The 25907-nt window shown below is 62.8% G+C and carries 26 protein-coding genes; 9 read left to right on the top strand and 17 right to left on the bottom strand.

The genetic code is table 11. The features are described from left to right. Positions 1-18: 18 nt before the first annotated feature. Positions 19-1128 carry a M20 family metallopeptidase gene (locus tag NKJ07_RS14165; protein ID WP_318567455.1) on the bottom strand — a complete coding sequence of 370 codons (1110 nt, stop codon included), beginning with the start codon at positions 1126-1128 and terminating at the stop codon, positions 19-21. A gap of 109 nt (positions 1129-1237) precedes the next feature. After that, positions 1238-3832 (bottom strand): hybrid sensor histidine kinase/response regulator, encoded by a 2595-nt coding sequence (locus tag NKJ07_RS14170; RefSeq protein ID WP_318567456.1) that lies wholly within the window; start codon positions 3830-3832, stop codon positions 1238-1240. A gap of 243 nt (positions 3833-4075) precedes the next feature. Between NKJ07_RS14170 and NKJ07_RS14175 the strand changes: the two genes are divergently transcribed. Continuing rightward, positions 4076-5938: a PINc/VapC family ATPase gene (locus NKJ07_RS14175; protein ID WP_318567457.1), complete on the top strand. Its 1863-nt coding sequence runs from the start codon at positions 4076-4078 to the stop codon at positions 5936-5938. On the opposite strand, the gene NKJ07_RS14180 is transcribed toward NKJ07_RS14175, so the two are convergent. Then, a complete protein-coding gene (locus NKJ07_RS14180) occupies positions 5919-7730 on the bottom strand; it encodes a flippase activity-associated protein Agl23 (protein WP_318567458.1) in 1812 nt (603 codons plus the stop codon). The two genes, NKJ07_RS14175 and NKJ07_RS14180, sit on opposite strands and share 20 nt — an antisense overlap. Before the next feature lie 259 nt (positions 7731-7989). Then, positions 7990-8277: a MarR family transcriptional regulator gene (locus NKJ07_RS14185; RefSeq protein ID WP_318567459.1), complete on the bottom strand. Its 288-nt coding sequence runs from the start codon at positions 8275-8277 to the stop codon at positions 7990-7992. 102 nt (positions 8278-8379) lie between these two features. Between NKJ07_RS14185 and NKJ07_RS14190 the strand changes: the two genes are divergently transcribed. From NKJ07_RS14190 to NKJ07_RS14200, 3 genes are all read left to right on the top strand, one after another. Then, on the top strand, positions 8380-8694 hold the full coding sequence (locus tag NKJ07_RS14190; protein WP_318567460.1) for an EMC6-like membrane protein: 315 nt from the start codon (positions 8380-8382) through the stop codon (positions 8692-8694). Further along, the gene (locus NKJ07_RS14195) at positions 8694-10523 is read left to right on the top strand and encodes a ribosome biogenesis/translation initiation ATPase RLI (protein WP_318567461.1); all 1830 of its coding nucleotides are present in this window, start codon (positions 8694-8696) and stop codon (positions 10521-10523) included. The genes NKJ07_RS14190 and NKJ07_RS14195 overlap by 1 nt, the downstream gene beginning before the upstream one ends. A gap of 81 nt (positions 10524-10604) precedes the next feature. Next, positions 10605-11057 carry a YbhB/YbcL family Raf kinase inhibitor-like protein gene (locus NKJ07_RS14200; protein WP_425504662.1) on the top strand — a complete coding sequence of 151 codons (453 nt, stop codon included), beginning with the start codon at positions 10605-10607 and terminating at the stop codon, positions 11055-11057. A 51-nt stretch (positions 11058-11108) separates the two neighbouring features. On the opposite strand, the gene rtcA is transcribed toward NKJ07_RS14200, so the two are convergent. The 4 genes from rtcA to NKJ07_RS14220 form a co-directional block, all read right to left on the bottom strand. Next, positions 11109-12107 (bottom strand): RNA 3'-terminal phosphate cyclase, encoded by a 999-nt coding sequence (gene rtcA / locus NKJ07_RS14205; protein WP_318567463.1) that lies wholly within the window; start codon positions 12105-12107, stop codon positions 11109-11111. After that, positions 12104-12559, bottom strand: coding sequence for a universal stress protein (locus tag NKJ07_RS14210; protein WP_318567464.1), 456 nt, complete (start codon positions 12557-12559; stop codon positions 12104-12106). The genes rtcA and NKJ07_RS14210 overlap by 4 nt, the downstream gene beginning before the upstream one ends. A gap of 85 nt (positions 12560-12644) precedes the next feature. Next, entirely contained in the window at positions 12645-13091 is a 447-nt protein-coding gene (locus tag NKJ07_RS14215) for a universal stress protein (protein WP_318567465.1), read from the bottom strand. A gap of 160 nt (positions 13092-13251) precedes the next feature. Then, on the bottom strand, positions 13252-13773 hold the full coding sequence (locus tag NKJ07_RS14220) for an archaemetzincin family Zn-dependent metalloprotease (protein ID WP_318567466.1): 522 nt from the start codon (positions 13771-13773) through the stop codon (positions 13252-13254). Positions 13774-13812: 39 nt separating this feature from the next. Here NKJ07_RS14220 and NKJ07_RS14225 point away from each other — a divergent pair, with 39 nt between their 5' ends. Further along, positions 13813-14214, top strand: a complete 402-nt coding sequence (locus NKJ07_RS14225) for a UPF0146 family protein (protein WP_318567467.1) — start codon at positions 13813-13815, stop codon at positions 14212-14214. Positions 14215-14335: 121 nt separating this feature from the next. Continuing rightward, the gene (locus NKJ07_RS14230) at positions 14336-14677 is read left to right on the top strand and encodes a hypothetical protein (RefSeq protein ID WP_318567468.1); all 342 of its coding nucleotides are present in this window, start codon (positions 14336-14338) and stop codon (positions 14675-14677) included. Positions 14678-14707: 30 nt separating this feature from the next. Here NKJ07_RS14230 and NKJ07_RS14235 read toward each other — a convergent pair whose 3' ends face one another. The 4 genes from NKJ07_RS14235 to NKJ07_RS14250 form a co-directional block, all read right to left on the bottom strand. Continuing rightward, complete coding sequence (locus NKJ07_RS14235; RefSeq protein ID WP_318567469.1) at positions 14708-15169, bottom strand: thiol-disulfide oxidoreductase DCC family protein; 462 nt, start codon at positions 15167-15169, stop codon at positions 14708-14710. Further along, positions 15166-15903 (bottom strand): YqjF family protein, encoded by a 738-nt coding sequence (locus tag NKJ07_RS14240; RefSeq protein ID WP_318567470.1) that lies wholly within the window; start codon positions 15901-15903, stop codon positions 15166-15168. The genes NKJ07_RS14235 and NKJ07_RS14240 overlap by 4 nt, the downstream gene beginning before the upstream one ends. 249 nt (positions 15904-16152) lie before the next feature. Next, positions 16153-17160: a tyrosine-type recombinase/integrase gene (locus tag NKJ07_RS14245; protein WP_318567471.1), complete on the bottom strand. Its 1008-nt coding sequence runs from the start codon at positions 17158-17160 to the stop codon at positions 16153-16155. Between the two features lie 62 nt (positions 17161-17222). After that, the gene (locus tag NKJ07_RS14250) at positions 17223-17498 is read right to left on the bottom strand and encodes a hypothetical protein (protein ID WP_318567472.1); all 276 of its coding nucleotides are present in this window, start codon (positions 17496-17498) and stop codon (positions 17223-17225) included. A 588-nt stretch (positions 17499-18086) separates the two neighbouring features. Between NKJ07_RS14250 and NKJ07_RS14255 the strand changes: the two genes are divergently transcribed. Continuing rightward, positions 18087-18623, top strand: coding sequence for a DUF7342 family protein (locus NKJ07_RS14255; protein WP_318567473.1), 537 nt, complete (start codon positions 18087-18089; stop codon positions 18621-18623). 487 nt (positions 18624-19110) lie between these two features. Here the strand turns inward: NKJ07_RS14255 and NKJ07_RS14260 are convergent, their stop codons facing one another. Next, positions 19111-19872: a hypothetical protein gene (locus NKJ07_RS14260; RefSeq protein WP_318567474.1), complete on the bottom strand. Its 762-nt coding sequence runs from the start codon at positions 19870-19872 to the stop codon at positions 19111-19113. Positions 19873-19939: 67 nt separating this feature from the next. Beyond that, on the bottom strand, positions 19940-21361 hold the full coding sequence (locus NKJ07_RS14265; RefSeq protein WP_318567475.1) for a hypothetical protein: 1422 nt from the start codon (positions 21359-21361) through the stop codon (positions 19940-19942). 233 nt (positions 21362-21594) lie between these two features. On the opposite strand from NKJ07_RS14265, the gene NKJ07_RS14270 reads away from it, so the two are divergent. Then, on the top strand, positions 21595-21852 hold the full coding sequence (locus NKJ07_RS14270) for a hypothetical protein (RefSeq protein WP_318567476.1): 258 nt from the start codon (positions 21595-21597) through the stop codon (positions 21850-21852). 201 nt (positions 21853-22053) lie between these two features. On the opposite strand, the gene NKJ07_RS14275 is transcribed toward NKJ07_RS14270, so the two are convergent. Further along, on the bottom strand, positions 22054-22869 hold the full coding sequence (locus NKJ07_RS14275; RefSeq protein ID WP_318566907.1) for an IS5 family transposase: 816 nt from the start codon (positions 22867-22869) through the stop codon (positions 22054-22056). Positions 22870-22977: 108 nt separating this feature from the next. On the opposite strand from NKJ07_RS14275, the gene NKJ07_RS14280 reads away from it, so the two are divergent. Next, positions 22978-24234: a hypothetical protein gene (locus NKJ07_RS14280; protein WP_318567477.1), complete on the top strand. Its 1257-nt coding sequence runs from the start codon at positions 22978-22980 to the stop codon at positions 24232-24234. Between the two features lie 110 nt (positions 24235-24344). On the opposite strand, the gene NKJ07_RS14285 is transcribed toward NKJ07_RS14280, so the two are convergent. Then, positions 24345-24995, bottom strand: coding sequence for a hypothetical protein (locus tag NKJ07_RS14285; RefSeq protein ID WP_318567478.1), 651 nt, complete (start codon positions 24993-24995; stop codon positions 24345-24347). Between the two features lie 2 nt (positions 24996-24997). Then, entirely contained in the window at positions 24998-25849 is an 852-nt protein-coding gene (locus NKJ07_RS14290) for a hypothetical protein (protein ID WP_318567479.1), read from the bottom strand. Between the last annotated feature and the right edge of the window lie 58 nt (positions 25850-25907).

The raw sequence follows: 25907 nt of genomic DNA on the forward strand, positions 1-25907 counted from the left end.
GAGCCAGGGCGTGCGGGCTTATGAATTGTCGAGCCGGTCGGCCGGCCCGATGGACTCCGCCACCCCGCGGTAGATCCGGTAACACCGCTCGACGACGGCGAGGCTCACCGACTCCGTCTCCGTGTGTGCCTCACCCGGTTCGGCGGCACCGCAGACCACGCAGGTCGTCCCCGCCGCCGCGAGCCACCCCGCGTCGGTCGCGTGCGGCTTCACGACGTGTTCCGGCGTCGCCTCCTGAGCGTCGGTCGCCGCGTCGAGCACGAGATCCGCGAACCCCGGGTCGTCGCAGGCCATCGGCGGGAGGTCCTGATCGACGCGCCACGTCACGCCGTCGAGTTCCGTCACCCGCTCGAGCGGGGCGCGCTCGTCGGGGACGGTCCGCTCGTCGACGGTCACCGTACACCGCTCGGGGATGACGTTCCAGGCTGTCCCGCCGTCGATCTCGGTGACGGCGACGCTCCCCTCCAGTTCGTGGCCGAGCACCTCAGTCGTGGGGAAGGTGAGTTCACGGACGACGTCGACGGCGTCGCACGCCCGGTAGACGGCGTTCGTTCCCGCCTCGACCTCGCTCGCGTGGGCCGCCTCGCCGCCGGCGACGAGCGTGCTCCCCCGCCGCCCCTTGTGGGCGACGGCGACGTCGGTGACGCCCGGCGCGGAGTAGCCGGTCGATCCCTCGCCGACGACCGCGTAGTCGGGTGAAAAGTCCGCGTCGATCGCCGCGCGCGCGCCGATGCCGCCCTGTTCCTCGCCGACGAACGAGACGAACACGAGTTCGCAGTCGATCGCGGCGTCGCGGAACGCACACATCGCCGCCGCGACCGCGCCCTTCATGTCGGCCGTCCCGCGGCCGTGGAGTCGGCCGTCGCGCTCTTCGACCACGTAGCCGTCGCCCGCCGTCTGCGTCTCGGCGGGCGGGACGACGTCGTGGTGTCCCACGAGCGCGAGCGACGGCTCGCCCGTCCCCCGGCGGGCGATCACGTTGCCCGCGTCGTCCCGCGTCACGTCGGCGTCGGTCTCCACACGGAGCCACCGTTCGATGGCGTCGCCGGCGTCGGTTTCGTCCTCGTGGCTCGGGATCGAGACGAGATCACGGGTGAGATCGCCGATCCCGTCGGCCGGTGTCTGCATACGACCCACTCCTCGGCGGTCGATCAAAAACCCCGCTGGCCCGGCGGTGAGAGCCGGTCCACGTCGACCGTGGTCGGCCGGGGGAGTCAGCCGTGATCGGCCGGAGGAGTCAGCCGTGGTCGGTGGCGTCGGTCGCACGCGCCGCGGCGGGGTCGACACCGGCGAACTCGAACCGTGCGCCGCCGTCCCGCCCCGTCGTGAGCCGACAGTCCCAGCCGTGTTCCTCGGCGATCCGTTCGACGATCGCGAGTCCCAGTCCCGTCCCCGACGCGGACGTGGAGTAGCCCACCTCGAACACGTCCTCCCGAACGTCCGGTGGCACGCCGGGGCCGTCGTCCTCGACGAAGAAGCCCGGCTCGTCGGCCAGCGATCCGACCCGGATCTCGACGTCGTCCGGTCGCCGCTCGGTCGCCGCGCCGTTCGTGGCGGTGTTCGCCGGCCGGCTCCGTCCGCTCGACCGTTCGTGGCCCGGTCGGTCGCCTGCGCCGGAAACCGATCCGTTCCGGCTGGGCCTCGGCCCGTCGTCGGCCTCCGGCCGACTGCTCGCGGGACTGTGTTCCACGCTGTCCTCGTGAGCCTGCGAACGAGGGCTCGTCGAGCCACGCTCGACGGCGTCACCGGACTGTCGTGCAGTCCGGTTGCCTGTGGAACCGTGTTCCACAGCGTTCCGAAAGAGGTTCTCCAGCAGTCGCTGGAGCCGGCTCCGGTCGGCCACGAACCGAACGTCGGCGGTCACGCTGACCTCGCCGTCGACCCCCTGCCAGCAGTCCGCCACGGTGCGTTCGAGCGAGACGACGACGGTGTCGTCGGCTCCGCCGTCCCCCCGCGCGAGCGACAGGACGTCGTCGATGATGCGGTCCATCCGGTCGAGCGCCGCGTCGGCCGCGTCGAGGCGGTCGGTCGCGTCCCCGTCGGTCGTCCGGGCGAGTTCGACGTTCCCCTTGGCGATGCCGAGCGGTCCCCGGAGGTCGTGAGAGACCACGGAGGCGAACTCGTCGAGCCGACGGTTCCGCCGTTCGATCTCCCGTTCGGCCTCCCGGCGCTCCGTGACGTCACGCACGACGCAGACGAACTCTTCGCCGTTCAGTTCCGTCAGCGAGACCTCCTGGGGGAACGCCGTCCCGTCGGCGCGCCGTCCCACCGCCTCGCCGCGCCAGTGGCCGGTCCGCCGGAGTTCGGGGATGACCTCCGTCTCGAACCGCTCGCGCTCGTCGGCCTCGTAGAGGCGTTGCCACGATCCACCGACGAGTTCGTCCGCGTCGTCGTAGCCGTACAGCCGCGCGTGGGCGTCGTTGAGGTAGTCGAACGTGCCGTCGGGACCGACGATCGCCATCCCGTCGATCGACGCCTCCATCGCCTCGGCCTGCGTCACGACCCGCCCCGCCTGCCGCTGGTCGGTGACGTCGACGAACAGCGTGAGCGTGCCGACTGTCTCGCCCGCGACGTCGTACCGGGGCACGGCGCGGAGCAACGTCTCGACAATCTCGCCGTCGGCCGTCAGCAGCTGTCGTTCCTCCTGGGAGAACTCGCCGTCGAGGGCGCGTTCGTACCCTCCTTCGTCGAGCAGTTCCGACGCCGAATCGGCCGTGTACAGCGCCGAGAGCGGGGAGCCGACGACCGCCTCACGGTCGTACCCCAGCCGGTCGAGGAACCGCTGGTTGCAGCCGCTGACGATCGGTGAGCCGCCCTCGTCGCGCGTGAGCGCGTACATGACGGGGGCTGTCTGGAAGAGGTCGCGGTACTGGCGTTCGAACCGCTCGCGGATCCGGATCGCCTCCATCGCGTGGCCGATGGCGTCGCCGAGTTCCCCGAGGAGGGCGCGCTCGGTGTCGTCGAACGCGTCGGCGTGGGCGGCGTAGACGGTCAACACGCCGTGGACCGTCCCGTCGTGTGTCAGCGGGATGCCCGCGACCGACCGGAAGCCCCGTTCGAGCGCTCGGTCGCGCCACGGCGTAAACGACGGGTCCTGCCGGACGTCCTGGGCGACGCTCACCGTCCCCTCGCGGAGTGCGGTGCCTGCCGGGCCCCGGCCCGTCGGTGTGTCGTCGACCGTGACGGTCAGCTCGTCGAGATAGCCGTCGTCGACGCCGGCCGAGGTCCGGGGCTGGATCCTGGTGCCCGCCCCGTCGTCGACGCCGATCCACGCGAAGAGATACGGATCGGAGTCGGCGATGCGGTCACAGACGGCCCGTTCGATCCCGTCGCGGTCGGTCGCACCGACGAGCGCGCGCGTCACGTCCCGAACGAGTTCGCTCACCCGACGGTGGTGTGCCGCCTCGCGCTCGGCGCGGTAGCCCGCGACCGCGTTCCGGATCCGGTTCGACAGGATCGTGTACTGTTCTCTCCCCCCACCCTTCTGGAGGTAGTCGGTGACGCCCGCCGAGATCGCTTCGCTCGCGATCTCCTCGCTGCCCTTCCCGGTGACGAGCACGAACGGGAGGCCGGGACGCCGCTCGCGCGCCGCCGCGAGGAACTCGAGACCGTCCATCCCTGGCATGTCGTAGTCCGAGACGACGCAGTCGAACGAAGCCGAGGCGAGTCGCTCGAGCGCGTCGCCCGCGCCCGACTCGGTCACGATCTCGAAGCGGTCGTCCTCACGCTGGAGGAACTCCGCGGCGAGCGCCGCGAACTCCTCCTCGTCGTCCACGTAGAGGATCCGGATCGAGTCGATCCCGTCAACGGCGTTCTCCCGCCGGTCAGACATCTCTGTGTATGTCATCCACCAGGGGTAAATGCGTTCGTGCCCGAGAATCAAAACGGATATTCGAGGCGAGCGCTGCCCCCCCGGGCCGGCGACCACACCGTGTCCCGGCGGGGTGCGACCACGGGCCACTTGATCCGGGGACACCGGCTGGCGGCCGTCGTCGACGCGACCCGAGCCGGCGGCAGACCGGCCGTTGTGTGCCCGCTTGAACACCCTTATCCCGACGCCGCCTCTACCACGCGTATGAAGATACTGCCGGACACGAGCGCGGTCATCGACGGCCGCGTCTCCGAGCGGGTCGACGACGGCTCGTACGAGGGGGCGACCGTCTTCGTCCCCGAGGCGGTCGTCGGCGAACTCGAGTCGCAGGCCAACGACGGCCGCGACACCGGATGGGAGGGACTCGGCGAACTCCAGCGCCTCGCCACGCTCGCCGAGGAGGGCGAACTCCACCTCGAGTACGTCGGCCGTCGCCCCAGCGCCCAGGAACAGCGGGCCTCGGGCGAGGGCGACATCGACGCGCTCATCCGCGACCTGGCGGACGACCACCAGGCGACGCTGTTGACGAGCGACGCCGTCCAGGCGGAGGTCGCCCGGGCGAAGGGGATCGGCGTCGAGTTCGTCGAGGCCCGGGTCAGAGGCTCGGGCGGACTAATCATCGAGGAGTTCTTCGACGACGAGACGATGTCGGTCCACCTGAAGACGGGGACCCGCCCCAAGGCCAAACGCGGTGCGCTCGGCGAGATGCACTACGAGGCCATCCGCGAGGAGGTGACCGACGAGGCGACCATGCGGGAGTGGGCCGACGACATCGTCAGCTCCGCGCGTTCCTCTCCGGAGGGGTTCATCGAACTCGACGAGCCGGGGATGCGCATCGTCCAGTTCCGCGACTACCGCATCGCCGTCGCCCATCCCCCGTTCGCGGACGGCATCGAGATCACCGCCGTGCGACCGATCGCCAAGACGGACCTCGACGACTACGAGTTCGCCGACGAACTCCGCTCTCGACTCAAAGAACGCCAGCGCGGCGTCCTCATCTCGGGGTCGCCGGGGGCCGGAAAGTCGACGTTCGCCCAGGCGGTCGCGGAGTTCCTCAACGACTCCGACTACGCGGTGAAGACGATGGAGAAACCGCGCGACCTCCAGGTCGGCCCCGAGATCACGCAGTACACCGCCCTCGACGGACAGATGGAGAAGACCGCCGACTCCCTCCTCCTGGTGCGGCCGGACTACACCATCTACGACGAGGTGCGCAAGACGAACGACTTCTCGGTCTTCGCCGACATGCGGCTCGCGGGCGTCGGGATGGTCGGCGTCGTCCACGCGACCCGCGGGATCGACGCCCTCCAGCGTCTCGTCGGCAGGGTCGAACTCGGGATGATCCCGCAGGTCGTCGACACGGTGGTCTACATCGAGGCGGGCCGCGTCGACACGGTGTACGACGTCACGACCGAGGTCAAGGTGCCCGAGGGACTCACCGCCGAGGACCTCGCCCGACCGGTCATCCAGGTGGCGGACTTCGAGACGGGTCGCCCGGAGTACGAGATCTACACGTTCAACCGGCAGGTCGTCACCGTTCCGCTCTCCGAAAGAGAGGCAGACGAGTCCGGCGTCGACCGCCTCGCCCGCCAGGAGATCGAACGCGAGATCCGCTCGATCGCCCGCGGCCACGTCGACGTCCAACTGCAGGGACAGAACAAGGCCGTCGTCTACGTCGACGACGACGACATCTCCTACGTCATCGGGAAGGGCGGCGGCCGCATCTCCGACGTGGAGGACCGGCTGGGGATCGACATCGACGTTCGGACCCACGACGAGAAGCCCGCCGGCGCGTCGACGGGGTCGGCGTCCGGCGCGGGCGGGTCGGGTGCGCCGGGAGGCGTCGACGGCGAGATCGTCACGCCCGAGGTCACCTCGCGGCACGTCGTCATCCGGATGGACGACCACGTCGGCGAGACGGTCGAGGTGCGCGCCGACGGCGAGTACCTCTTCACCGCCACTGTCGGGAGAGGCGGCGACGTGCAAGTCTCCCGCGGGAGCGCCATCGCCGACGAACTGGAGGCCGCGATCGACCGGAAACAGCGGATCACCGTGGTTCCGGCCTGAGTTCGACCGCTCTCTCCACCGACCCTGTTTCCATCCCCGTCCCCGATCCCGCCGAGACGTTTCCACGGCGGCCGACGAAGAGCGTCGTCTCCCGTCCGGACGCCCGGAGGAAGACGGTTCGCGTGTCGTAGCCGTCGAGCGTGGCGGAGAGCGGCCCGGCGTCGTCCGCCGCCGCGACGATCAGCGCGGGCCTGTCGTCGCCGGGGAGCGCCGCGAGCGCTGTCCGGTTGACCGCGCAGGCTGCGTCTAGATCGGCCCGGGCGAAATACCACTGGAGCGGCAGGGTCGTCCCCATGTCGGCACAGGCGGGCGGGATCGCGCTCTCGCTCGCGTCGGCGACGAACGTCTCGCCGTAGAAGACGACGTCGGGGGTGGGGCCGTCGTCCCCGGTCGGGAGCGAGTCGACCGTCGGTCGAACGTCGTCGGTCGGCTGTGCGTACTGCACCAGCGGGTTGTCCGCCGACTGGGGCTGGACATAGACCGTCGTGGCGGCGGTCGCCCCGACCTGGCCGGCGACGAGGAGGAGCGCGCACGCGACGACGCTCGCTCGCCGGCGGTCGCCCGAGGCGAGGGCCGCCCGGCCGCGGCGATAGACGACCCCGACGCCGACGGCCGCCGGGACGGCCAGCGGGACCAGCGCGTTCACCGTGATCCACGCGCCGTAGATGTCGGTGCCGAGCGGGTAGCCCACGACGCTGACGAGCCCCCAGTACGAGGCGAAGAGAACCAGTGGCCGTGGGTCCGGCGTCGCGTAGCGTTCGACGAGAAGCCCCCCGAGTGCGAACGTCGAGAGGGCACCGGCCCCCAGCGCGAGCGTTTCGAGAAAGCGCCCGAGGAAACAGCCGTAGGCGGTCACGACGCTGTCTTTGTGACAGCCCGGTTCCGTCGTCCCGCCGAACCAGTACGACAGCCCGTTCCTAACGTCCGTCGTCGCCGCGTCGACCACGGACGGGAACAGCCGCGGGCGTCGCAGCGCGTCCCACAGGCCGGCCGCCTCGGCACCGACGCCGGTCCGCGGGGCGAAGAAGAAGAGCGTGACGAGGAGCCAGACGCCCACGACGCCGACGGCGTGGGCCGCGAGACGGCGGTGGCGCGGTGTCGGACTCCGGACGGCGGCGAGTGCGGCCCGTCCGTGCCGACGGACGACGTCGATGCCGGTCTCGGGGGCGTGTGGGCGGAAGAGTTCGTGGTCGACGAGCAGTGCGGTCGCCCCGACCCAGACCAGGAGATAGACGAGGGCGTTCTCCTTGGCGGCGAAGCCGAGCGCGACGAAGAGGGCGGCGGCGTAGACGTAGCTGACGCGGCGCGTGTCCGCGGCCCGGACGAGACAGCCGAAGGCGACGAACGAGAAGGCCGCCACGAGGAGCGTGCTCCGGAGGAATCGCGAGTAGTAGAGGAGGACGGGATTGAACGCGAGGAAGACGGCGAGCGCGACGAGTTCCACATCGCGGAGTCGCTCGCGGAACAGGAGCGCCGCGAGCGGGAGGAGCCCCCCGACGACGGCGACGGGGAGTCGGGCCACGGCGTCGCTCGGCCCGAGCAGGCCGAACAGGGCCGCGTCGGCGTACTGGACCAGCGGCCCGTGGACGATGTAGCGGTAGGAGATCGATCCCGTCTCCAGGTAGCGGAGCGCCCAGTACGCGACGCGGCCCTCGTCGAAGTGTGCGGTCCGGCCTCCCAGACCGACCAGTCGGACGAGGAGCGCGACGCCGGCCACGACGACCACCAGCCGGCGTGGGTCGGAGAGGAGGCGTCGGAGGTGACCGGTGCGGTGGGCGGATTGATCGGCCATATCGACGCCGCCGTCCGGACCGAGCAAGTAGCTACCCGAGGGTACGACGATCGTTTTACCCACCGTCCCCAGGCGTGAGCGTCTGGCGGGAGACGGGAGAGTTCGGCGACTCGGCGGGTTAGGGAGTTCGGCGACTCGACGGGTCGAGAGTTCGGCGACTCGGCGGGTTAGGGAGTTCGGCGACTCGACGGGTCGAGAGTTCGGCGACTCGGCGGGTTAGGGAGTTCGGTGACTCGGCGGATCGAACAGAACGTGACCGCTACTCGGCGGCGCAGGCTTCCGCGTCGGCTTCTTCGCCGTTCTTCAGCTCGTCGGCCGTCTCGTTGAGTTGGTAGAGGTTCTGCCGGGCGTCGGCGAAGTAGACGTCCTCGTCGACGACGCCGATCCCCTCCAGCCGTTCGAGGGCGTACCGTACCGTCCGCGCCGACAGCATCGACTCCTCGACGATCCCCTTCTGGGTGAGTGGGCCGTTGTATTCGAGTACCTTGAAGACGAGTTTCGCGCTCGGGGGGAGGTCGTCGAGACTCTCCTCTTCGGATCCAGCCATTAAGTCGTTCGAGACGCGCCACGGGCATAAAGGTTGATAGACGGCCGTGACGCGGGCGCACGGAACGAACGGCTTTTGACGCACGCTCTCGCACGGGCACGTATGGCTACCGAAACGCAGACCGGCCTCTCCAAACACCTCCGGGGAGTGACCGTCACCACGCTCGCCTGTCTGGCGGGCATCGCGGCGGCGGTCGCGTCGGGCTTCGTCGTCGGGACGGATCCCGCGGCGGCCTCCGACCGGCTGACGGTGGGGATCCTCGCCGGCTTCATCGCTCTGCAGTTCCCCCTCCTGCGGGTCGTCGGGATCGACGTCGCCGACTTCGGGGCGAAGGACTACCTCTACGTCGGCTTCATGACGTTCACGCTGTGGTTCATCACCTTCGCGATCATGCTCACCGCGGGCGTGACCCTCTGATGGCCGACGACAGCATCGCGGTCGTCGACCTCGACCGCTGTCAGCCGGATCGCTGCAACTACGAGTGTGCGAAGTACTGCCCCCCGAACAGAACGGGGAAGGACTGTATCGTCACCCGCGGCGAACACTACGAGGAAGACGAACCGTACGAGGGCGACCCCGACCAGGTCCGGATCTCGGAGGAGATCTGTCTGGGCGAGACCTGCGGCATCTGTGTCGAGAAGTGCCCGTTCGACGCCATCGAGATCATCAACCTCCCGACCGAGTTGGAGGAAGATCCCGTCCACCGCTACGGCGAGAACGCCTTCGCGCTCTACGGTCTGCCGATCCCCGACGCCGGCTCCGTGACGGGCATCCTCGGCCCCAACGGCATCGGGAAGTCCACCGCCGTGCACATCCTCGCGGACGAGCTCGTCCCGAACCTCGGTGAGTATGGAGAAGAGCCGGGGTGGGAGGCGGTGCTCGACCGCTACCGCGGCTCGGGCCTGCAGAACTACATCGAGGCGCTGCTCGACGACGAGGTCACCGTCGCCCGCAAGCCACAGTACGTCGACCAGATCCCCAAGCAGTTCGACGGGAAGACCAGCGAACTCCTCGCGGCGACCGACGAGCGGGGCGTCCTCGACGACCTCGTCTCCAGGTTGGGGATCCGGCCCGTCATCGACCAACCGATCGACACCCTCTCTGGGGGAGAGCTCCAGCGGGTCGCGCTCGCGGCGACGATCGCACGCGACCGCGACTTCTACTTCCTCGACGAGATCACCCCCTACCTGGACATCGGCCAGCGCGTCACCGCGGCGCGGCTCGTGCAGGAACTCGCCGACGACGACGACCGCGCCGTGCTGGTCGTCGAACACGACCTGGCCGTGCTCGACCTGCTCGCCGACTCGCTGCACGTCGGCTACGGCCGACCGGGCGCGTTCGGCGTCATCACCGACCCCAAGAGCGTTCGAAACGGGATCAACGAGTACCTCAAGGGCTACCTCTCGAACGAGAACATGCGCATCCGCCCGAACGCGATCACGTTCGAGGAGCACGCCCCCCGCGAGACCACCAAGAGCGCGCCGCTCGTCGAGTACCCCGCCCTGGAGAAGTCCTACGGCGACGGGGAGTTCTCGCTCACGGTGGAGGGCGGCACGATCTACCACTCGGAAGTGCTCGGGATCGTCGGGCCGAACGGGATCGGCAAGTCAACCCTCGCGAAGCTGTTCGCCGGGCAACTGGAGCCCGACGCCGGCGAACTCGACTTCAGGCTCGACATCGCGTACAAGCCGCAGTACATCGATATCGACCAGCCGATGCGTGTCGACGCCTTCCTCTCTTCGATTACCTCAGACTTCGGCACCTCACTGTGGGACACGGAGATCGCGGGGCCACTCCAGCTAGAGCGGATCATGGAGCAACAGCTCACGGACCTGTCGGGCGGGGAGCGCCAGCGGGTGGCGATCGCCGCGACCCTTTCCGAAGACGCCGACCTCTACGTGCTGGACGAGCCGTCTGCCCATCTGGACGTCGAACAGCGGGTGCGGGCGACCACGGCGATCCGACGGTACGCCGAGAACCACGACGCGACCGTGATGGTCATCGACCACGACATCTACATGATCGACCTGCTCGCCGACCGCCTGATGGTGTTCGACGGCGAACCCGCCGTCGAGGGCCACGCCGGCACCCCCCAGGAGATGCGCGAGGGCATGAACGACTTCCTCTCGGACCTCGACATCACGTTCCGCCGCGACGAGCGCACCGGCCGGCCGCGGATCAACAAACCCGACTCGCAGCTGGACCGGAAACAGAAGCGGGCGGGCGAGTACTACTACGCCCCCTGATCGCTCTCTCCACCCGCATCAGGGCCGGGCACCGAGCCGGGCGGAACGCTGATGGTGTCACTCTCCATACACGAGCGTGTGATGCGACTCACCAGCGACGCGTTCGACGACGGTGACGCGATCCCCGAGCGGTACGGCTACCGCGCGGAGAACCTGAACCCGCCGTTGGCGATCGAGAGCCCTCCCGAAGAGGCGGAGGCGCTGGCACTCGTCGTCGACGACCCCGACGCGGTCGAACCCGCGGGGAAGGTGTGGGATCACTGGGTGGTGTGGAACCTCCCCGCCGACCGGACCGAGGTCCCCGTCGGCTTCGACCCGACGGGCGTGGGGGGACGCGAGGGGACGAACGACTACGGCGAAGTCGGCTACGGCGGGCCGAATCCGCCGGACCGCGAGCACACCTACCGCTTCGTCGCGTACGCGCTCGACACGACGGTCGACCTCGGGTCCGGGGCGACGAAAGCCGACCTCGAAGCCGCGATCGAGGGGCACGTCCTCGCGGCCGCACGGCTCACCGGGACGTACGCGCCCTGAGTTCGCGAGCCACACCGGATCGACCGACGCAGAGGCCTCTCGTCCTCGTGTTCAGCCCGACAGGACGACGCCCTCGTCGGCCGCCTCGTCGACGGCCAGGTCGTAGCCGAACGTCTCGACGAGCTCTCGGTTCGTCCGGACGTGCGCCGTGAGCCGCGGGAGCCGGACGGAGCCACCGGCGAGCGCCAGCGGGACGACGAGCTGGTCGGCGAGGTGAGCGTCGACGACACCCGGGCCGTCGAGCCACTGGTCGCACGCGTCGACCGCGCCGTCGGCGACGTCCTCGGCGGGGACACCGCGCTCACCGAGAGCGTCGAACCCCGCACGCGTCCCCCCGGCGACCGACAGGAGCAACGCGAAGCCGGGGCAGTCGGTCTCGGCGACGGTCGCGGTGGTCTCGGCGACGGGAAGCGAGAGCCGGTCACGGACGCGGCCGAGCGCGCGGTCGGGAACGTCGTCCGCGAGGTCGGTCGCGGCGACGGCGTGTGCGCTCGCGACGAGGTCGCCGCGCGAGTCGACGGCGAGCGGGCGGAGCGGCGAGGGGGCGACGTGGAGCGTGGCGCGGCCGCCCCCGACGGGGTAGAAGCCGCGACGCCGGAGGGCGACGTCGGCCGCGAGACCGTACCGTGCGAGCAACGGCAGTTTGACCCGGCGCAGGTAGTCGAGCGTCGGTGCCCACTTCACGTCGGTCCCGCCCGACGCCGTGACGGAGATCGGCGCGTCGATCCCGGTCGCGAGCGGGACGACGGTGTCGAAGACGAGCGCGACGCTGCCGGCGGTGCCGACGTCGACCGCCACGTCGCCGGCCGGCGACCGGGTCGGCGCGAACGAGAGCGTCTCCGACCCGACTGCGTCGCCGTCGACCGTCGCGTCGGTGAGTTCCGCGGCCGCCTCGACGCAGGCGAGGTGTTGTGGTCGCAGGCCAGGCGACGGCCGGTCGGCGCGGACGCCCGTCATCTCGAACGGTCGACCGGTGAGGCTGGCGAGCGTCAGGGCCGTCCGGAGGAGTTGCCCGCCGCCGGCGGAGCCGTCGAGTTCGAGCGCGTTCATGTGACGACCGTCACGGGCACCGGCGAGCGCTCGATGAGTCCCTTCGCGACGCTGTCGCCGACCGCCTCCCGGTCGGCGGCGCGCCGGTGCCCGACGACGATGGCATCGACCGACGTCTCGTCGGCGAGCGCCGGAAGCACCTCGACCGGGTCGCCGGTGGCCACGTGCGTGTCGGCGTCGACGTCGACGACGGCCGCCCGGTTGGCCGCCTCGTGGAGCAGGTCGTCGCCGGTCGTTCGGGAGTCCTCGATCGCCTCTCGGACGAATCGGGCGCCGTCGTCGCGTTCTCCGTCGTGTGGCGGTTTCGACCCGTCGCCGCCCGTCACGTGGGCCGCCGGCTCGACGACGTACGTCAACAGGAGCGACGCGCCGAGTCGGACGGCCATGTCGAGCGCGTAGTCGAGTGCGTCGGCACCGGCGTCTGTCCCGTCGATGGCGACGAGGAGTCGCATGTCACGTGAGAACAGGGACCGAGTGTACTACAAGGTAGCGGCGCGCTCGGGTCCACGGGCCATGGGCCACGGCCGGCCGGCACGCTCACCGGACGACCGTCACGGGCACCGTCGACCGCTCGACGAGCCCCTTCGCGACGCTCCCGACGAGCCCCTCGTACCGCCCGGAGAGTCCGCGATGGCCCACGAAGAGCCCCTCTATCTCCTCGCGCTCGGTGAGGTCGGGGATGACCTGGAGCGGCGGGCCGTACAGCAGTTCGGTCTCGACGGCGACGCCGGCGTCGCGCGCGTAGTCGGCGGCGTCGGCGAGGACGCGTTCGGCGTCCGCCTCTGCGCCCTCGACGGCCTCGGCGATGAGCCGGCCGGCCGCGTCGTCGAAGCTCGTCGGTTCGTCGCCGCCGGTGTCGACGACGGCCGGTTCGACCGCCTGCACCACGAGCAGGTCGCTGTCGAGTCGGGCCGCGAGATCCGTGGCGTACGCGAGCGCGTGGTCGCTCGCGTCGGATCCGTCGACCGCAACGAGGAACGTCATGGATTGAGATACTCCACGATCGGTAAACTACCTGTCGCCGGTTCCCGGTGAGTGAGGATTCGGCCGGTGAGGGCCGGGAGAGGATTGGAAACGCGCCACCGCGGCGGGTGCGGATGGAGATCCGAAGGTGCGGCTCACTGGAGGGAAACGCGAGCGATCCTCAGCGGACGAGTCGGGAACAGGTGCCGCAGAGGTTCTCCTCTTTGACGTCGACTTCGCGGACCGTCGGCGAGAAGGACATGACGCATTTGGAGTTGTCACAGTGTTCGAGCCCGAGCGTGTGACCGATCTCGTGGACGACCTCCTTGCGGACGCGGTCGGCGAACACCTCGCTGGAGGGCTTCGTCGAGATGCCCCCGTCGGAGGAGGTCTGCAAGCGCGCCGTCGAGATGACAGAGCCGTTTCCGTTGAGGTACGCGAGGCCGAAGACGTAGTTACGGCGGCGGTAGTACAGGTCCTGTGTGGTGATGCCGATGTTCTTCTCGGCGGACCCAGTGCGCGAGGCGAGTTCGATGAACTCCTCGGCGCGGTACTGGTTCCGACTGCGATCGTACGCGCCGTCGGGGATCGACTGTTCCTCGTGGACGGTCACGTCGCAGTCGTAGACGGATCGAAGCGCAGCAGAAGCCTCCCGTTTGACTTGGGCGGGAAGGTCCCCGATCGGCACGATGTCGACGAGCATGCACGGAGTTAAGCGGGGGCCAGTCATAAACATCCCGCCGTGGATCGCTCGACGCAGCCATCGCTCGTGGACTACCTCGCCCGCTACGACAGTCTCGTCGAGGTCGGGATCGGCCGACGGACCGACGTGGCACGGGCGCTCGTCGCCGCCGGCAAGACGGTGACCGCGACGGACGTCCAGCCACGATCCGTCCCGGTGGGAGTCGGGTTCGTCGCGGACGACATCGTCGCCCGCGCGGCCCGAGCGCCCGGCTCGCTCTACGACGTCGACGCGGTGTACGCGCTCAACCTGCCGCCGGAGCTTCACCGCCCCGCCCGCGACGTGGCCCACGCCGCCGGTGCCGAGTTCTGCTTCACCACGCTGGGCGGCGATCAGCCCGCCGTGCCGGTCGAGCGAGTGACGCTCCCACGGGAGACGCTCTACGTCGCGCGGACGCAGTGAGGCCGCGATCCCGACCCCGGATGCTCGCCGCCCTTCTCGAGCGGATCGTCGCCACCGAGCGCCGTGGTCTCCGGTGCTCGAGGCGGTGCGTTGATCACGAAGCGCTCTCGACTGCTCGGTGATGGACGCACTGGTCCACTTCGCCGTCGGTCTCACCGGTGGCCTCCTCGCCCTCCTCCTCGTCGACTGGCATCCACGACGGGAGTTCCTCGCCATGTTCGCAAGCGGCGTGTGGGCGCTGGTCCCAGACGCACACTGGATGGTCCGGGCGGTTGGCTTCGACGGCGTCGCTGACGTCTGGTTCGCGTTCCACCGGAGTCGTCTCGCGAACCTCTGTTGGTTCCACGGCGCTCTCGACCGACGCGAGACCGGACTCCCCAGGGTGGAGATGGGCGTCTCGCTTGCCGTGCTCCTCGTCGTCGTCGGGGTCTACGCGGCGGTCAACGACTGGGGCGGCAACTGACTCCCCTCGCGGCGGTCACGCTCTCGGGAGTCACTCCACGAACCGCGAGCGGAGTTCCGGCGTCGGCACCATACACTGGTCTTTCCGTCCGAACCAGTCGTATCGGCGTTCGGCGACCCGGTCGTACAGCCAGTCGCGGACCCGGCGAGGGAGGAGCCAGCCCACGCGCGCAACCCCGTAGACACCGCCGAGCAGTTCGCAGACGCGGATGGCCGCCGCGGACTTCGTGTACGCCCGCGTGCCCTCGACGAGGACGACCGTCTCCAGGTCGTCCTGCGGGAGATCGAGCCGGTCGAGGACCGCCCGTCCGACATCGGACTGCAGGGAGGCAAAGCGGATCCGTCCGCGGGGATCGCGGTCGATCACGAACTGGACGGCCCCGTTACAGAGGTTGCAGACGCCGTCGAAGAACAGCACCGGACCGTCCTCGACCGCCGCCGCGAGATCGACCGTGCCGGCCTCGCCCTCGTCGCTCGGGACGTCCTCGGTCATGCAGTCTCCTCCACGACGGGCGACTCCTCTCGCTCCCGGTGGATCCACTGGTCGCTCCGCGAGGCGGTGACGTCGACGCCCGGACCGTAGTAGCAGACCGGCTCCGCCTCGGGTTCGGCGAAGCCGTTCGCCGCGAACAGCGTGTTCGCCTCGGTCGTGACGGTCGCCGGGTACAGGGTCCACGGCTCGTGAGCGACGTTCGTGTAACGGAGCGCTCCGTCTCCGGCCTCCGTGTAAAAGCGGTACCGTTCCGTCAGAAACGCCGCCAGCGGGTCCTCGCCCGACTCGAACGCGTCCCCGCTCGGGCGGTAGGTCGCTCGGTAGTGGGCCGGCCGGTCGCCGGGGTGGAGCCGCCGGCTCTCGAAGCGGACGCCGCCCTCGCCGTCGCTCTCCAGCCGAACCCGGGCGTAGTAGTACGGCAGGTGATGAAAGAGCCGCGCGCCGATCACGGACGAAACGCCCTGCGCGTCGAGACTGAAGAAGTAGACGCCCGGTTCGCCGTCGCAGGTGACGTACGTCCGGAGGTTGAGTTCCGGCAGGTCGACGCCGACGGCGGCCGGGAGCCCCTTCGGGCGAACGTCGACGTTCGTGAACGGGACGACCGAGAGCCACGCGTCGCCGTCGAAGGTGTCGACGGCGAGCGGATCGGGGAGGTGCGCGTCGACGACCGCCGGATCCACGGGGTAGTTGGCGAAGAGGAGGTGCCGCCATCCCATCGCGAGAGGGAGAACCATGTTCGTGGTACGGGCCGGTGACGTGTGACTGTTACGCCACGTGACCGATCGATCCAGGCGAAAGCGTGCCACGCGTCGTCTGGGCGGATCGGCGACCACGTCCGACTGTCGTCGGAGAGACCCACCGGAAAAGGTACTCTCGATTGATAAGACGTCTGACGGACTCGCCGGGGCTATGTCAATACGGATGCCTGCCGAGGCTCGGGTAAAACGCACACCGCGTCGTCGTGGAGTGGAGTCCATCATTGGCTACACGCCCTCGATGAACTCGCGGCGGATTTCCATCTTCTCGCGTTCGGTTCGCTCGTCGTAGTGCTGATCCAGTATGTCACCGGAGACGTTCGCCCGGTCAGAGACGACCTCCTGTGCCGACCCAGTCCGTAGGTGATTGGTGATCGATCCGCGCCGAATGCCGTGCGGAGACCGCGAGGATGGACAGCCAGCGCGCTGGCTGTGGTCACGGTATTCGCAGGTCTTCGGGTCCTTGTCGTGAGGACACTCACCGATCTCACACGGCTGGGTCACACGGTAGATCGTTTCGCGAATCGAGCCCTCACTGAGTCGCCCTCGTGAGCTGGTGATCAGCGGCTTCCGACCGTGGTCATCCGTCACGTCCTCGCGGTTGTGTTGGATGTAGTCCTCGATCACGCTGCAGTAGTAGGAGCTGACCGCGATCAAGCGCTCAGCCCTCTTTTTGTTCTTCAGCGGCGTGCCGGACTCCGGACGATGACGGACCTTGAGACACCGACCGTCTCGATCGAGGTCCTCGACATCGAATGACCGGAGCGTTCCCAGTCGGATTCCAGTATGCCAGAGGATCGCAGTAACGACGTGCTCTCGACTGGCGTAGCCGAACCGTTTGAGATGTTCGAGTATCGGTTCTGCTCGGTCGGCCCCAAGATGTTCGTTACGTGCCTCGTCTTCAGGGTCGACTTTCGGTATCTGAACGCGCTCGCGCATCCCCGGCTCGACGGCATCGATGGCCGCGCAGAACTCAAGGAAGACGCGGAAGGTCTGGAGGTAGCCTCGGAGGGTGACAGTCTTCACCCTCTTGCTCGCCCAGACACGATAGCGGTGGATGTCCCGACCCGTGATGGCGTTCATATCCTCGACATCGTACTCATCACAGAATTCGAGGAACTGCTCGAGCCGATATCGTTGATTCTGTTGTGACTTCTCCGAGAGTTCGGGTTCCCGCTCAGCGAGGTACCACTCCACGGCCTCGGCAGGCGTCGTAGGTGTGAGTCCATCGCTCATAGAACCCCGACGCTCAGGTTGTGCCGCTTCGGGAAAGGTACTTCGCCGGCTGTCCGACTCGCTCATAAGCCCTCCTCGAAGGCTTCTAAGATGGTTGAGGATCCATGAAGCTGAGAGCTGACCTCAAAGATAGTGCCGATCTCTCGACGCGTGAGGGGCCTCGTTATCTCACCTTCGGCACTGGTTCGTGCGTTCTGAATTTCGGCGAGGAGTGCCAGTATGTCCTCGACTTCCTTATTTGCGCTCTCGTAGACCTCGGTTTCTCTTTCCGAGAGAGCACCGTGCGTGGCGCGGTTGTAAGCGATTCGTTGTCCGCAGACGTTGTGATCGGTCGGCATTTGTGTGGGTCGGTCGTACCCTGTTACCGGCCGGGTACACCGACGACAACGAGACCGCTGAGAAGGCCGACGAAAACTTATGCCCCATCGGACCGAAGTCCAAGTAGGGATTCGCGGCCTTGCCAACAATCCCGTCACCGTCGTGCCGTGCTTCGAGCGAAGGTGCCCAGGTACCAATTGGAACCTTTGCTCGATTGGTCGCGGCGCGTCGTCTTCTGTCGTGTGCAGCTACAGCACTGTGGTCAGAGGTCCTGTGATGGATCGTACACGGGACCATCCCTGGTCGCGGATGTCCGAGGTTGAGAGGCTGTCTCTTGTGGAGGAGAACGATCCTCCGTAGTGAACGCCTCGAGTTGGTCGGGATTTTCTTGCATGTAGTGCTTGAGAGCACGTCGAATCAGCTCCGACCGAAACGTCCCTTCCGCTTCGGACGCGGTTTCCAGTGCCTCGTTCATCTGCCGCGGTATACGGCAGGAAACGGTTGTTTGCTGCACGAATAGCCGATAGGGTGCGACTGTAAAATAGATTGGTGAACCCAACTATCTGAGGAACCTCTAATTATATTGGTCTTGAAGGAATTGGTCGGGTATGACCGATTTTGATCCAGCCCCCACAGAGGAGGCGCTCAAGAGAGCAAAGCAACGCTGGAAGGGCCGGAAGGATACTTTTGCGCGTGTTTACTACGCCGTGCTTGGATTAGCCGAATATACTCACTACCCAGAAATTGCGGACGTTGCGGATTGTTCCGAGAATTCAGCAAAGAAGCATCTCGATCGACTGGTCGAGATGGGTCTCGTCCAGCGAGATCCCAAGCTAAAGTTGGCCCGATATCGGCGGAATGAGGCATACTTCGAGTGGCTCGATGCTAGTCAGATCGCCCAGGAACTCTCTAGAGAAGAGATACTGGAACGTGTGGAGGAGCTCGAATCACGAAGAGCGGAGTTCGAGGAACAATTTGACGCTACTGATCCCTCCAACATTGGTCTGTTCGACCAATATACCGACCAATCCACCTTCGACCGTTTGAGATCACTCAGCGAATGGCAAAGCATCGATCGGGACATCCAGCTATACAAAATCGCGTTTCATATCGCATCAAACAACGGCCATCTTCTTCCGGTGTAGAGAATATGGCTGAACTACCAAAGATCGTCACCGGGAACGAGGTGGATTTAGAACGGGATTATCTCCCTGATAGAGTGACGCTACGGATCATCAGACAACTCCTCGAAAGTGAACCAGCAATTTCTTGGACGAAGTTTGAGCCACACGACCATCAACCACGGTTAATCCGTGCGGGGATAGATGAATCAGTATCCTCCATGTCACCACGTTCGTTCGAAGTTGAAGTGTGGTGGTTCAAGAAGGGTGACTTTGCGGTCAGGTGTCTAGAAGCGAGCGAAGATTCTAATTGGAGTTGCCGCTGGGATCATTATGACGCCGCTGGGACAATTCAGCCCCATTTTTACCATCCTCCCGACGAACGTTCAAATGAAGCACTATCCGGATTTCCAAGTCATCCACTAGGTATTATGACGGCTGTTCTCAGCAGTATTGAGCAAGTGCTTCAGTCACACGATAGTAGGACGCAGTAGCTTGAAATCGAGCACCGCTACCGCTCGTGACTATCTTTGTAGGTTTTTTCGAGATCATCGTATCTACCTCGACTAACACCACGTCCGATATTCTCCGGCTCCGGTTCTGTGTGGTACTTCCCGGGGGGATATTTTTCGAAGGATTTCGCTACAGGACCGTTCACCTGCGTGAGTACATCTCCTTTGTTCCCACATCGAGAACAAATCAAAGCTTCAATCCTTTCTGGGTTGGGCAGAATCAGATCGAGTTCGCTACATTCTGTACATCTAAACCGCATCGGCGTTCGGAATTTTCCCTCATGTCTGTGGCGCAGTTTCTTGCCCTCTTTCTCTAAAGTATAGGGCTCCATTTCCTGGATATCACTGGCACGGCTTAATCGGGTGAACTCTTCTTCTGGAGCGTTATATTCACAGTTGAGACACAGAATTGTCGTAGCCTCATCAGAACTCTCGATTTTACGGAACAGGAATTTATTTGCCGACTTGCACATTCGACATCGGAAGTCTGACTTCCAGACACGCTCACCCGGTATCTCAAAGCCCTGATTCTTTTGCTCAAACTCCCGGTGCCACTCAATCACCGCATACTCCAACGGCTTTCTTATCGCATCGCGTGCATCAATCCCCGATTTTTGGATGATCTGATTCAACGCATCCATCAGCCAATCAGTGACGCTAATTTTGACTACTTTCGAGTACCGGTCGTCGGACGTCTCCGTATCCTCCGAATCAGTAGAATACTTAGTCATCAGGTTATATTGAATTTCTTCTTCGGTCAAGTGTCACTCTTTCTCTTCCCGTCAAGATATTGGGTTCAAACGTATCTCCGGTTACCCTGAAGAAGGCTCACTCATCGAGCTGCAGGCCCTTTTTATCGAGTTCCTCGAGATATGCCGCAATTTCGCTCGCGGTGTCTCCATCAGTCTTTCCGTCTCCCTCTATGTCCATCCCCGAGTAGCTTCCCAGCAAGCCGAGGCCACCACCCGCGATCGCGCCGTGTTTGCCTGAACCGTCAACATCACTCCGATTTGCGTATGCCGCACCCGCGTTTGCGCCGGCGAGAATTGCTTCAGGATCTGCAGCGTCGATCCACTTTACAAATTCCTCTGGAGCCATCTTCCCCCCGAGATAGGTGAACGCGCCAAGTAGTGATCCTGCAAGTTCCCCATTGATGTTATCCAAGTCTTTATTGGCGTCAGCCATCGCCAAGACATGTTCAGAGAGTTCCGAAGGGTCGACATCTTTGAGGGGCGATCCTTCGATACCACTTGAGTGAAGACCTGCGGCACCACCAAGAACAAGTGTCGCAGCAATCCAGAGCGGTGTCGATCCGGGTGCGGCGACAGCCAATGGGATGCTCGCCCGACTAACATTAAGTCCCCAATTTCCGATCTCCTCTGGGTTGGCATCGCGGAGCGCAGTCCGAGCTGACTGGAGATGCTTATCAGCAGCCTCCTTTGCTTGGCGTGTAGCTTGCTCGGCCGGGGTTTCGACGCTTTGGCGGACCTGTTCGATGCTGGATGAACCAGCGACGACGTCATCCAGTGTTTGGCTCTCTTCGTTATAATTTTCCAATAGTTCATCGAGACCGACAACCAATTCATCTACCGAGTTCGCTTCTGCTGCGAGTGCGTCAGCTTCGTCATGGGCATCATTTGGAAGGCGATCAATCCGAGTTCGCACATCCTGAGCATCGTACTTAATGGAGTCTTCACCGGCGATGGTATAGCCCGCCTCGTCGGAGTCTACCTCAACACCACCGCGAGCAACACCAAATTCATCACGAAGATACAGACTCAGCGCGTCCAGATCGTCCTCACTGTAATCGTTTGAGAGCGGGATTGTGCAGTGTAACGATGGCAATTCAATCACGAATCGATTGTTCGACAAGTTGCTCGAAATCCCGTTGGACACATCGAAATTGGACGCTTGGATTGCGGAGAGTGGGAACTCCTGTACTTGATCACCTGTCTTGTTCCCAGCAATCATTAGCCAGCGTGAATCCGATATGACGTGAACGACGCGGTGTCTGCGAGATCGCTCAAGCGCTTCTGGTGCGCCAGGACCATTGAACTCTGGCACCTGTTTTGATGCGTGAAACAGAAAATGAGGTTGTTCTTCAGGTGAAAGGTATCTATAGACTGGATTGTCGTGCAGCCGTTTGCGCCCCAGTCCAAGATCGGTTTCCATTAAGCGCTCAGGTGTTACAGACTCGTGTTTCGCGCACTCGGCGAGTTCACGAGCACGCTCAATATCTGCATCCTTCATGCTCCTTGTACATACATGAATAATATAATATCTAGGTTGCTCTTATCGTATCTGGTTTTTCGGACATTACTCAAGCCCTCGAGGTAGTCTATCACTATACTGTTGGAGACGAGTGTCGAAGGTCTCCTCTATCGACCTGCCCTACAGTTGACTTGATTTTTTGAGAGTCAGAGACCGGCTATAGGATCGGTTGAAGCCCCAAAACATATGGCTACTATCTCTTACAATACTGTATGGATAGTGAAAATTCAACTTGGTGGAAAATAAACGCCGGGGATGATGGGACATTGAGAAATGCTTGGCTGGATGGCCCAATTATCAGTATCGGATGGTCTGTTGGCGATTTTCGGGAGCTTGATGACCAAGAAATCGTTGAAAAGGATTCTAGTCCGAACTCGCAGTTATCGAAATTTGTGGGTGCTACCACCGGACCAGTCGATGAAGCAATGACTGAGGGAGACCACGTCATTGCATATGCACTGCCTTGTTGAACGCAAGACAGCGTCGGGGTGGGGTTGCTGATCTACAATTTTACGGCGCTAAAGACGGCTTCTCGCCCTCAGAAGATGCAGTAGCTGTCACTCACAGCGGTTGCTGATGAGTCAAAACTATGGTACCTTGCTCCATTGTTCCGGTGACGGCGGCGATGCCTCTCCCGGATACGTCCGGAGAAGGGGAGCAGACGGCGAGCCCTAACTCGCCGCCTGCGTCAGGTTATGCACGATGCACTTGCGAGTCAGCTCCCGGAACTGGCCATGCCAGCTCCGGGAGCGGAGCTTCTCGCCGTCGTCTTCCTTCAACTGCGAGAAACCTGTCTCGCTCATCCAGCGTTGGTTGTAGTCCTCGTTCATCCGGGCGTTGTGGGCCTTCTGCAACGGTGTCTGCTCCCTGTGCTTGATCAACGGTCGCGTTGAGTTGGAGCGACACTCCTCGCGGAGGTCGCTCCACGAATAGTTCGCATCAGCAGACAACACACGCAGGTCTTCCGCGTTCCGGCGGAAGACCTGCATCCCGATGTGGCCGTCCCAGGCTTTCTTCGTCGTGAAATGAACGTCCTTGATCGCCAGCGAGTTCACGTCGATCAAGATCGTCGTCTTCATCGACTGGAACGAGTAATTCGCGCGGTCGCGGTAGTGGTAGCTGGTTTGATCGCGCTGGAAGCCACTCGCGTCAATCGCGGCTTCACCACTCCAGCCCGCCTGCTCCGCCGAAGCGCGGAGCAGGCGGCGCAGGTCACGCATCCGGTACTCTTGTTCCCACCGGCAGAACGAACTGTAGTGCGGTGCCTCGTCAAGTTCGAACACGGCGAGGACACCGGGCATCTCGTTAAGATAGTCTTCAGTCTCACGGAGGCTCTTCTCCAACTCGACGCGGTACAGAATCAAGGCGATCTGCACCCATTTCGCGTACCCGCCCGCGCCGTCCGGCGCGGCGGGTACTTCCGGGTCGTCAACGTGCTGTTTGGCAAGATCTCGACACATCCGTGCTAGCCGTCTGAGCGATGCCATATCGCCAGACGGCGTCCAATTACGGGTTAGCGTGACGGAATCTTCCCGTGAGAGCGTCTGAAGCTGCCGTTAGTCGACCGCAAAACAAGGCAATATGCACCCAAACCAGTGGGTGAGGTAATTGGCGTAGGTGTAGTTGGCCCAGCCACATACATCTCAGAGACAACTCTTGATCCACCTCATCAGAACATTCGATCAGTTGCGTGGTACGATTCTGCTCTCCCAATAGAATTAGCCAAGATCCCAGATTCACTGCGAACGGGACAAAATAAGATCTTTCCACAGGCAAGTCTCGAACGTTTCAGGGGCGATTCAACACTTCTTGAACAATCACCTACAGAGGTTGATTTCGAGAGCGTACGTACCAGCCCTACCGAAGAACCCACGCTAAATCTACGGAAGCATCACGCGCTCGAACCGGGAGGGGTGTATTCTGCCTCAAGAATACGCTCGGAGTTCAACAAAGGCAGAACAAAAGGAATTGAGATACTCTACGACAGGGATGATAACAGGTACATTCGGCTGTTTTCATCTCCTGACAGTGAGTATGGCGATGATCTCAAGTCAGATCCGATGCGATATGTCGGTGAGAAAAATTTTGACAACCCCAAAGGAGATCAGGTACCTAACCGAGGGAATGGAGCGCTAATCGAGTCACAAGATAGTAATTGGCCGATATACCTATTTGAAAAAGTCTCTGAGAATCCAGTTAAGCATCGGTATATTGGCCAGGTCGAAGTGGTGGATTTCGAACACAATTATAGGCCAACCAAAAGCAAGAGAGAGTTTGATTTTTATTTGCGAAGAATTGACCTCGGGGAATCATCAATCGAGCCCTCTCTCGAAGAGGAACCGACAGATGATCTCGCACCAGGGACTCTTCGGGACATACGGCCGAGGAGTCGCAATGTGCCAGAATCCGAGGAAACCATCTCTTATGAGTCCAGTAAAAAGAAACAGGCCAAGGCGACCAATACCCATGAGCAGACTGTAGAGATTCTGAGAGACCGGTTGATAGCAGAGAATTGGGACTGTCACGAGACAGATGAGACCGACATCCTCGCGATGCGTGATAACCAAGTTCTTCTGGTGGAGGTGAAGTCAGTCAATGGAAGCAACGACAGTCACCAGCTTCGGAAAGCACTCGGTCAATTACATGAAAATTGCTACCGTGAGGTTGTCCGTCGAGGCTGGAATGACCGGACGTTGTTAGCTAGTCTTGCATTTAGCCAGCCTCCAGCAGACCAGTATTCGGGCTACATCGAGTACCTCCGACGACATGGCATAGAGACGCTATGGATAGAGAATGAGGAAATCAGTGGCCTTCCTGAGTCGGTTGATCGTATCACGGGCGAAAGTCAGTAGTCCGGGACATCAATTATTCCGTCTCTCCGTGTGAATTGAAATCAATGCGACATTAACCTGCTTTTACAAAAATAGAGTGATTAGCATATTTGAAGCTGAAGTAATCCGTTTTATAACCACGCATCTAGCTCGTCGTCGTCCAAATCATCTTCATCAAAGTGGTCTGGAGGTTCTGGACTACATTTGAGTGTGATTCGCTTAATCGTATTATTGGTCCTCAAATCTACGAACTCTAGTACGTATTCCCCTTCAGCGAGCTCACTTGCTTCACCAGATAGTTTGAGCTTGACAGGGAAGCCATCCATGTTTTGGTCTGATTTCAGTGTATTGTCTTCGAAGTGAACGGTATTAGGTTTGTTTTCAAAAGGTATGACTTCAATGTCAGAATTAGTTTGAATATGTATCTCAAATCGAGCTGCCCAACTAGGTACATCGATATACGTTTCGATATGACCAATTCCCCCACTAATTCTAAAACGGTTCTTATGATGGTTCTCTACAGAATTTTTCGGTTGGGTTTGTATACATGATATTTTCATACCACTCAGTCTCCGTGGGACAATGAAAGAGAACATGAAAATTACTATCCCTAATAAGCCTGGCACAATTAATGACCAAGTTCCGATGCTCCGTGGATTGTATGACGTTGTCCACATGAGTAACGCGACCAACCCACCGATAACGCCTAGGGCGACACCAATGACCGGCCAAGGTGGCGAATAACAGAAGAGAATGAGCCTCTCAAGTAGATCCGATCCCATTGTTATTCCTCGTTGTACATCGAGTGCTCGAGTGCCGCTCTACCAATGATCTTAGAGAGTTCCGTAGAGTATACCATTCTCGTAATTGGTGGGTGTTCTGAAAGGTCCCCCTTCGATGTGCGGGCGTGAATCCGATTATTTTTCAGCTCAACAAAAACATCGACGTCAAAAAATTCAAAGATTGCCACTAGCGAAGTTGGATACCGATTCCCAATATCATTAGACTGGTCGCGGACATCGGCATTGTACGGCCCGACAGACAGCTCGATGCTTGACAATTCGCTTTCACCCTCAAATTGAACGGAACGGATTTTTTTGAGCTTGAGAGGGGTATGTCCTATAATCTGATCTGGACTCTTATACAATTCTGATAAAAATCTAGGAGAGATATCCACGTACTCGATTAAGAGGCCGTGTCTTTTGGCCTGAATGTAATTAATCGCTTGATTTACTGCAGATTTCCTACCTCTAAGAAGTAAATAGTCCTGCGAAGTAGCGAATATATCTGCCGAGACAACGTCTCGGACATGTCCTTCTCTTATTTCATCATCAACATAGACTTCTTCGGGGGTGAAAATTTCCGATTTGTATTTTCCAAACTCCAGAGAGGTCTCGGTTCCTTTATTAATTTCACGTACCTCGACAGGAACTCGGTAATCTCGTAAATCGACCCACTCAATACCTTCTCCTGGCTCGTCTGGGGTACCCTTTTCAAATCCAGGAAGTTCATCCAGGTCATCTAAGGTAGGAGGTTTGTCATCGGGTTGAGAAACGTCCAACAGAGTTTTTCTCCTCCGTATCAGCGTAGGAGTAAATACAAGATATCCCTCATATTCAAATTCTCTAGCATTCATATGATGGGATGACAACCTATCCCTACTATAATCCTGTGCCAAGTCGAGTGTAAGAGAT

The sequence above is a fragment of the Salinigranum marinum genome, assembly GCF_024228675.1.
Taxonomy (GTDB): Archaea; Halobacteriota; Halobacteria; order Halobacteriales; family Haloferacaceae; genus Salinigranum; species Salinigranum marinum.

Bases quoted from the DNA above. Each gene is read 5' to 3' on its own strand.
- rtcA (WP_318567463.1), bottom strand. From the start codon at position 12,107: ATGAACGCGCTCGAACTCGACGGCTCCGCCGGCGGCGGGCAACTCCTC.
- NKJ07_RS14175 (WP_318567457.1), top strand. From the start codon at position 4,076: ATGAAGATACTGCCGGACACGAGCGCGGTCATCGACGGCCGCGTCTCC.
- NKJ07_RS14210 (WP_318567464.1), bottom strand. From the start codon at position 12,559: ATGCGACTCCTCGTCGCCATCGACGGGACAGACGCCGGTGCCGACGCA.
- NKJ07_RS14245 (WP_318567471.1), bottom strand. From the start codon at position 17,160: ATGAGCGATGGACTCACACCTACGACGCCTGCCGAGGCCGTGGAGTGG.
- NKJ07_RS14185 (WP_318567459.1), bottom strand. From the start codon at position 8,277: ATGGCTGGATCCGAAGAGGAGAGTCTCGACGACCTCCCCCCGAGCGCG.
- NKJ07_RS14190 (WP_318567460.1), top strand. From the start codon at position 8,380: ATGGCTACCGAAACGCAGACCGGCCTCTCCAAACACCTCCGGGGAGTG.
- NKJ07_RS14240 (WP_318567470.1), bottom strand. From the start codon at position 15,903: ATGGTTCTCCCTCTCGCGATGGGATGGCGGCACCTCCTCTTCGCCAAC.
- NKJ07_RS14195 (WP_318567461.1), top strand. From the start codon at position 8,694: ATGGCCGACGACAGCATCGCGGTCGTCGACCTCGACCGCTGTCAGCCG.
- NKJ07_RS14275 (WP_318566907.1), bottom strand. From the start codon at position 22,869: ATGGCATCGCTCAGACGGCTAGCACGGATGTGTCGAGATCTTGCCAAA.
- NKJ07_RS14250 (WP_318567472.1), bottom strand. From the start codon at position 17,498: ATGCCGACCGATCACAACGTCTGCGGACAACGAATCGCTTACAACCGC.
- NKJ07_RS14220 (WP_318567466.1), bottom strand. From the start codon at position 13,773: ATGCTCGTCGACATCGTGCCGATCGGGGACCTTCCCGCCCAAGTCAAA.
- NKJ07_RS14235 (WP_318567469.1), bottom strand. From the start codon at position 15,169: ATGACCGAGGACGTCCCGAGCGACGAGGGCGAGGCCGGCACGGTCGAT.
- NKJ07_RS14170 (WP_318567456.1), bottom strand. From the start codon at position 3,832: ATGTCTGACCGGCGGGAGAACGCCGTTGACGGGATCGACTCGATCCGG.
- NKJ07_RS14265 (WP_318567475.1), bottom strand. From the start codon at position 21,361: ATGAAGGATGCAGATATTGAGCGTGCTCGTGAACTCGCCGAGTGCGCG.
- NKJ07_RS14230 (WP_318567468.1), top strand. From the start codon at position 14,336: ATGGACGCACTGGTCCACTTCGCCGTCGGTCTCACCGGTGGCCTCCTC.
- NKJ07_RS14255 (WP_318567473.1), top strand. From the start codon at position 18,087: ATGACCGATTTTGATCCAGCCCCCACAGAGGAGGCGCTCAAGAGAGCA.
- NKJ07_RS14285 (WP_318567478.1), bottom strand. From the start codon at position 24,995: ATGGGATCGGATCTACTTGAGAGGCTCATTCTCTTCTGTTATTCGCCA.
- NKJ07_RS14290 (WP_318567479.1), bottom strand. From the start codon at position 25,849: ATGAATGCTAGAGAATTTGAATATGAGGGATATCTTGTATTTACTCCT.
- NKJ07_RS14215 (WP_318567465.1), bottom strand. From the start codon at position 13,091: ATGACGTTCCTCGTTGCGGTCGACGGATCCGACGCGAGCGACCACGCG.
- NKJ07_RS14200 (WP_425504662.1), top strand. From the start codon at position 10,605: ATGCGACTCACCAGCGACGCGTTCGACGACGGTGACGCGATCCCCGAG.
- NKJ07_RS14165 (WP_318567455.1), bottom strand. From the start codon at position 1,128: ATGCAGACACCGGCCGACGGGATCGGCGATCTCACCCGTGATCTCGTC.
- NKJ07_RS14270 (WP_318567476.1), top strand. From the start codon at position 21,595: ATGGATAGTGAAAATTCAACTTGGTGGAAAATAAACGCCGGGGATGAT.
- NKJ07_RS14180 (WP_318567458.1), bottom strand. From the start codon at position 7,730: ATGGCCGATCAATCCGCCCACCGCACCGGTCACCTCCGACGCCTCCTC.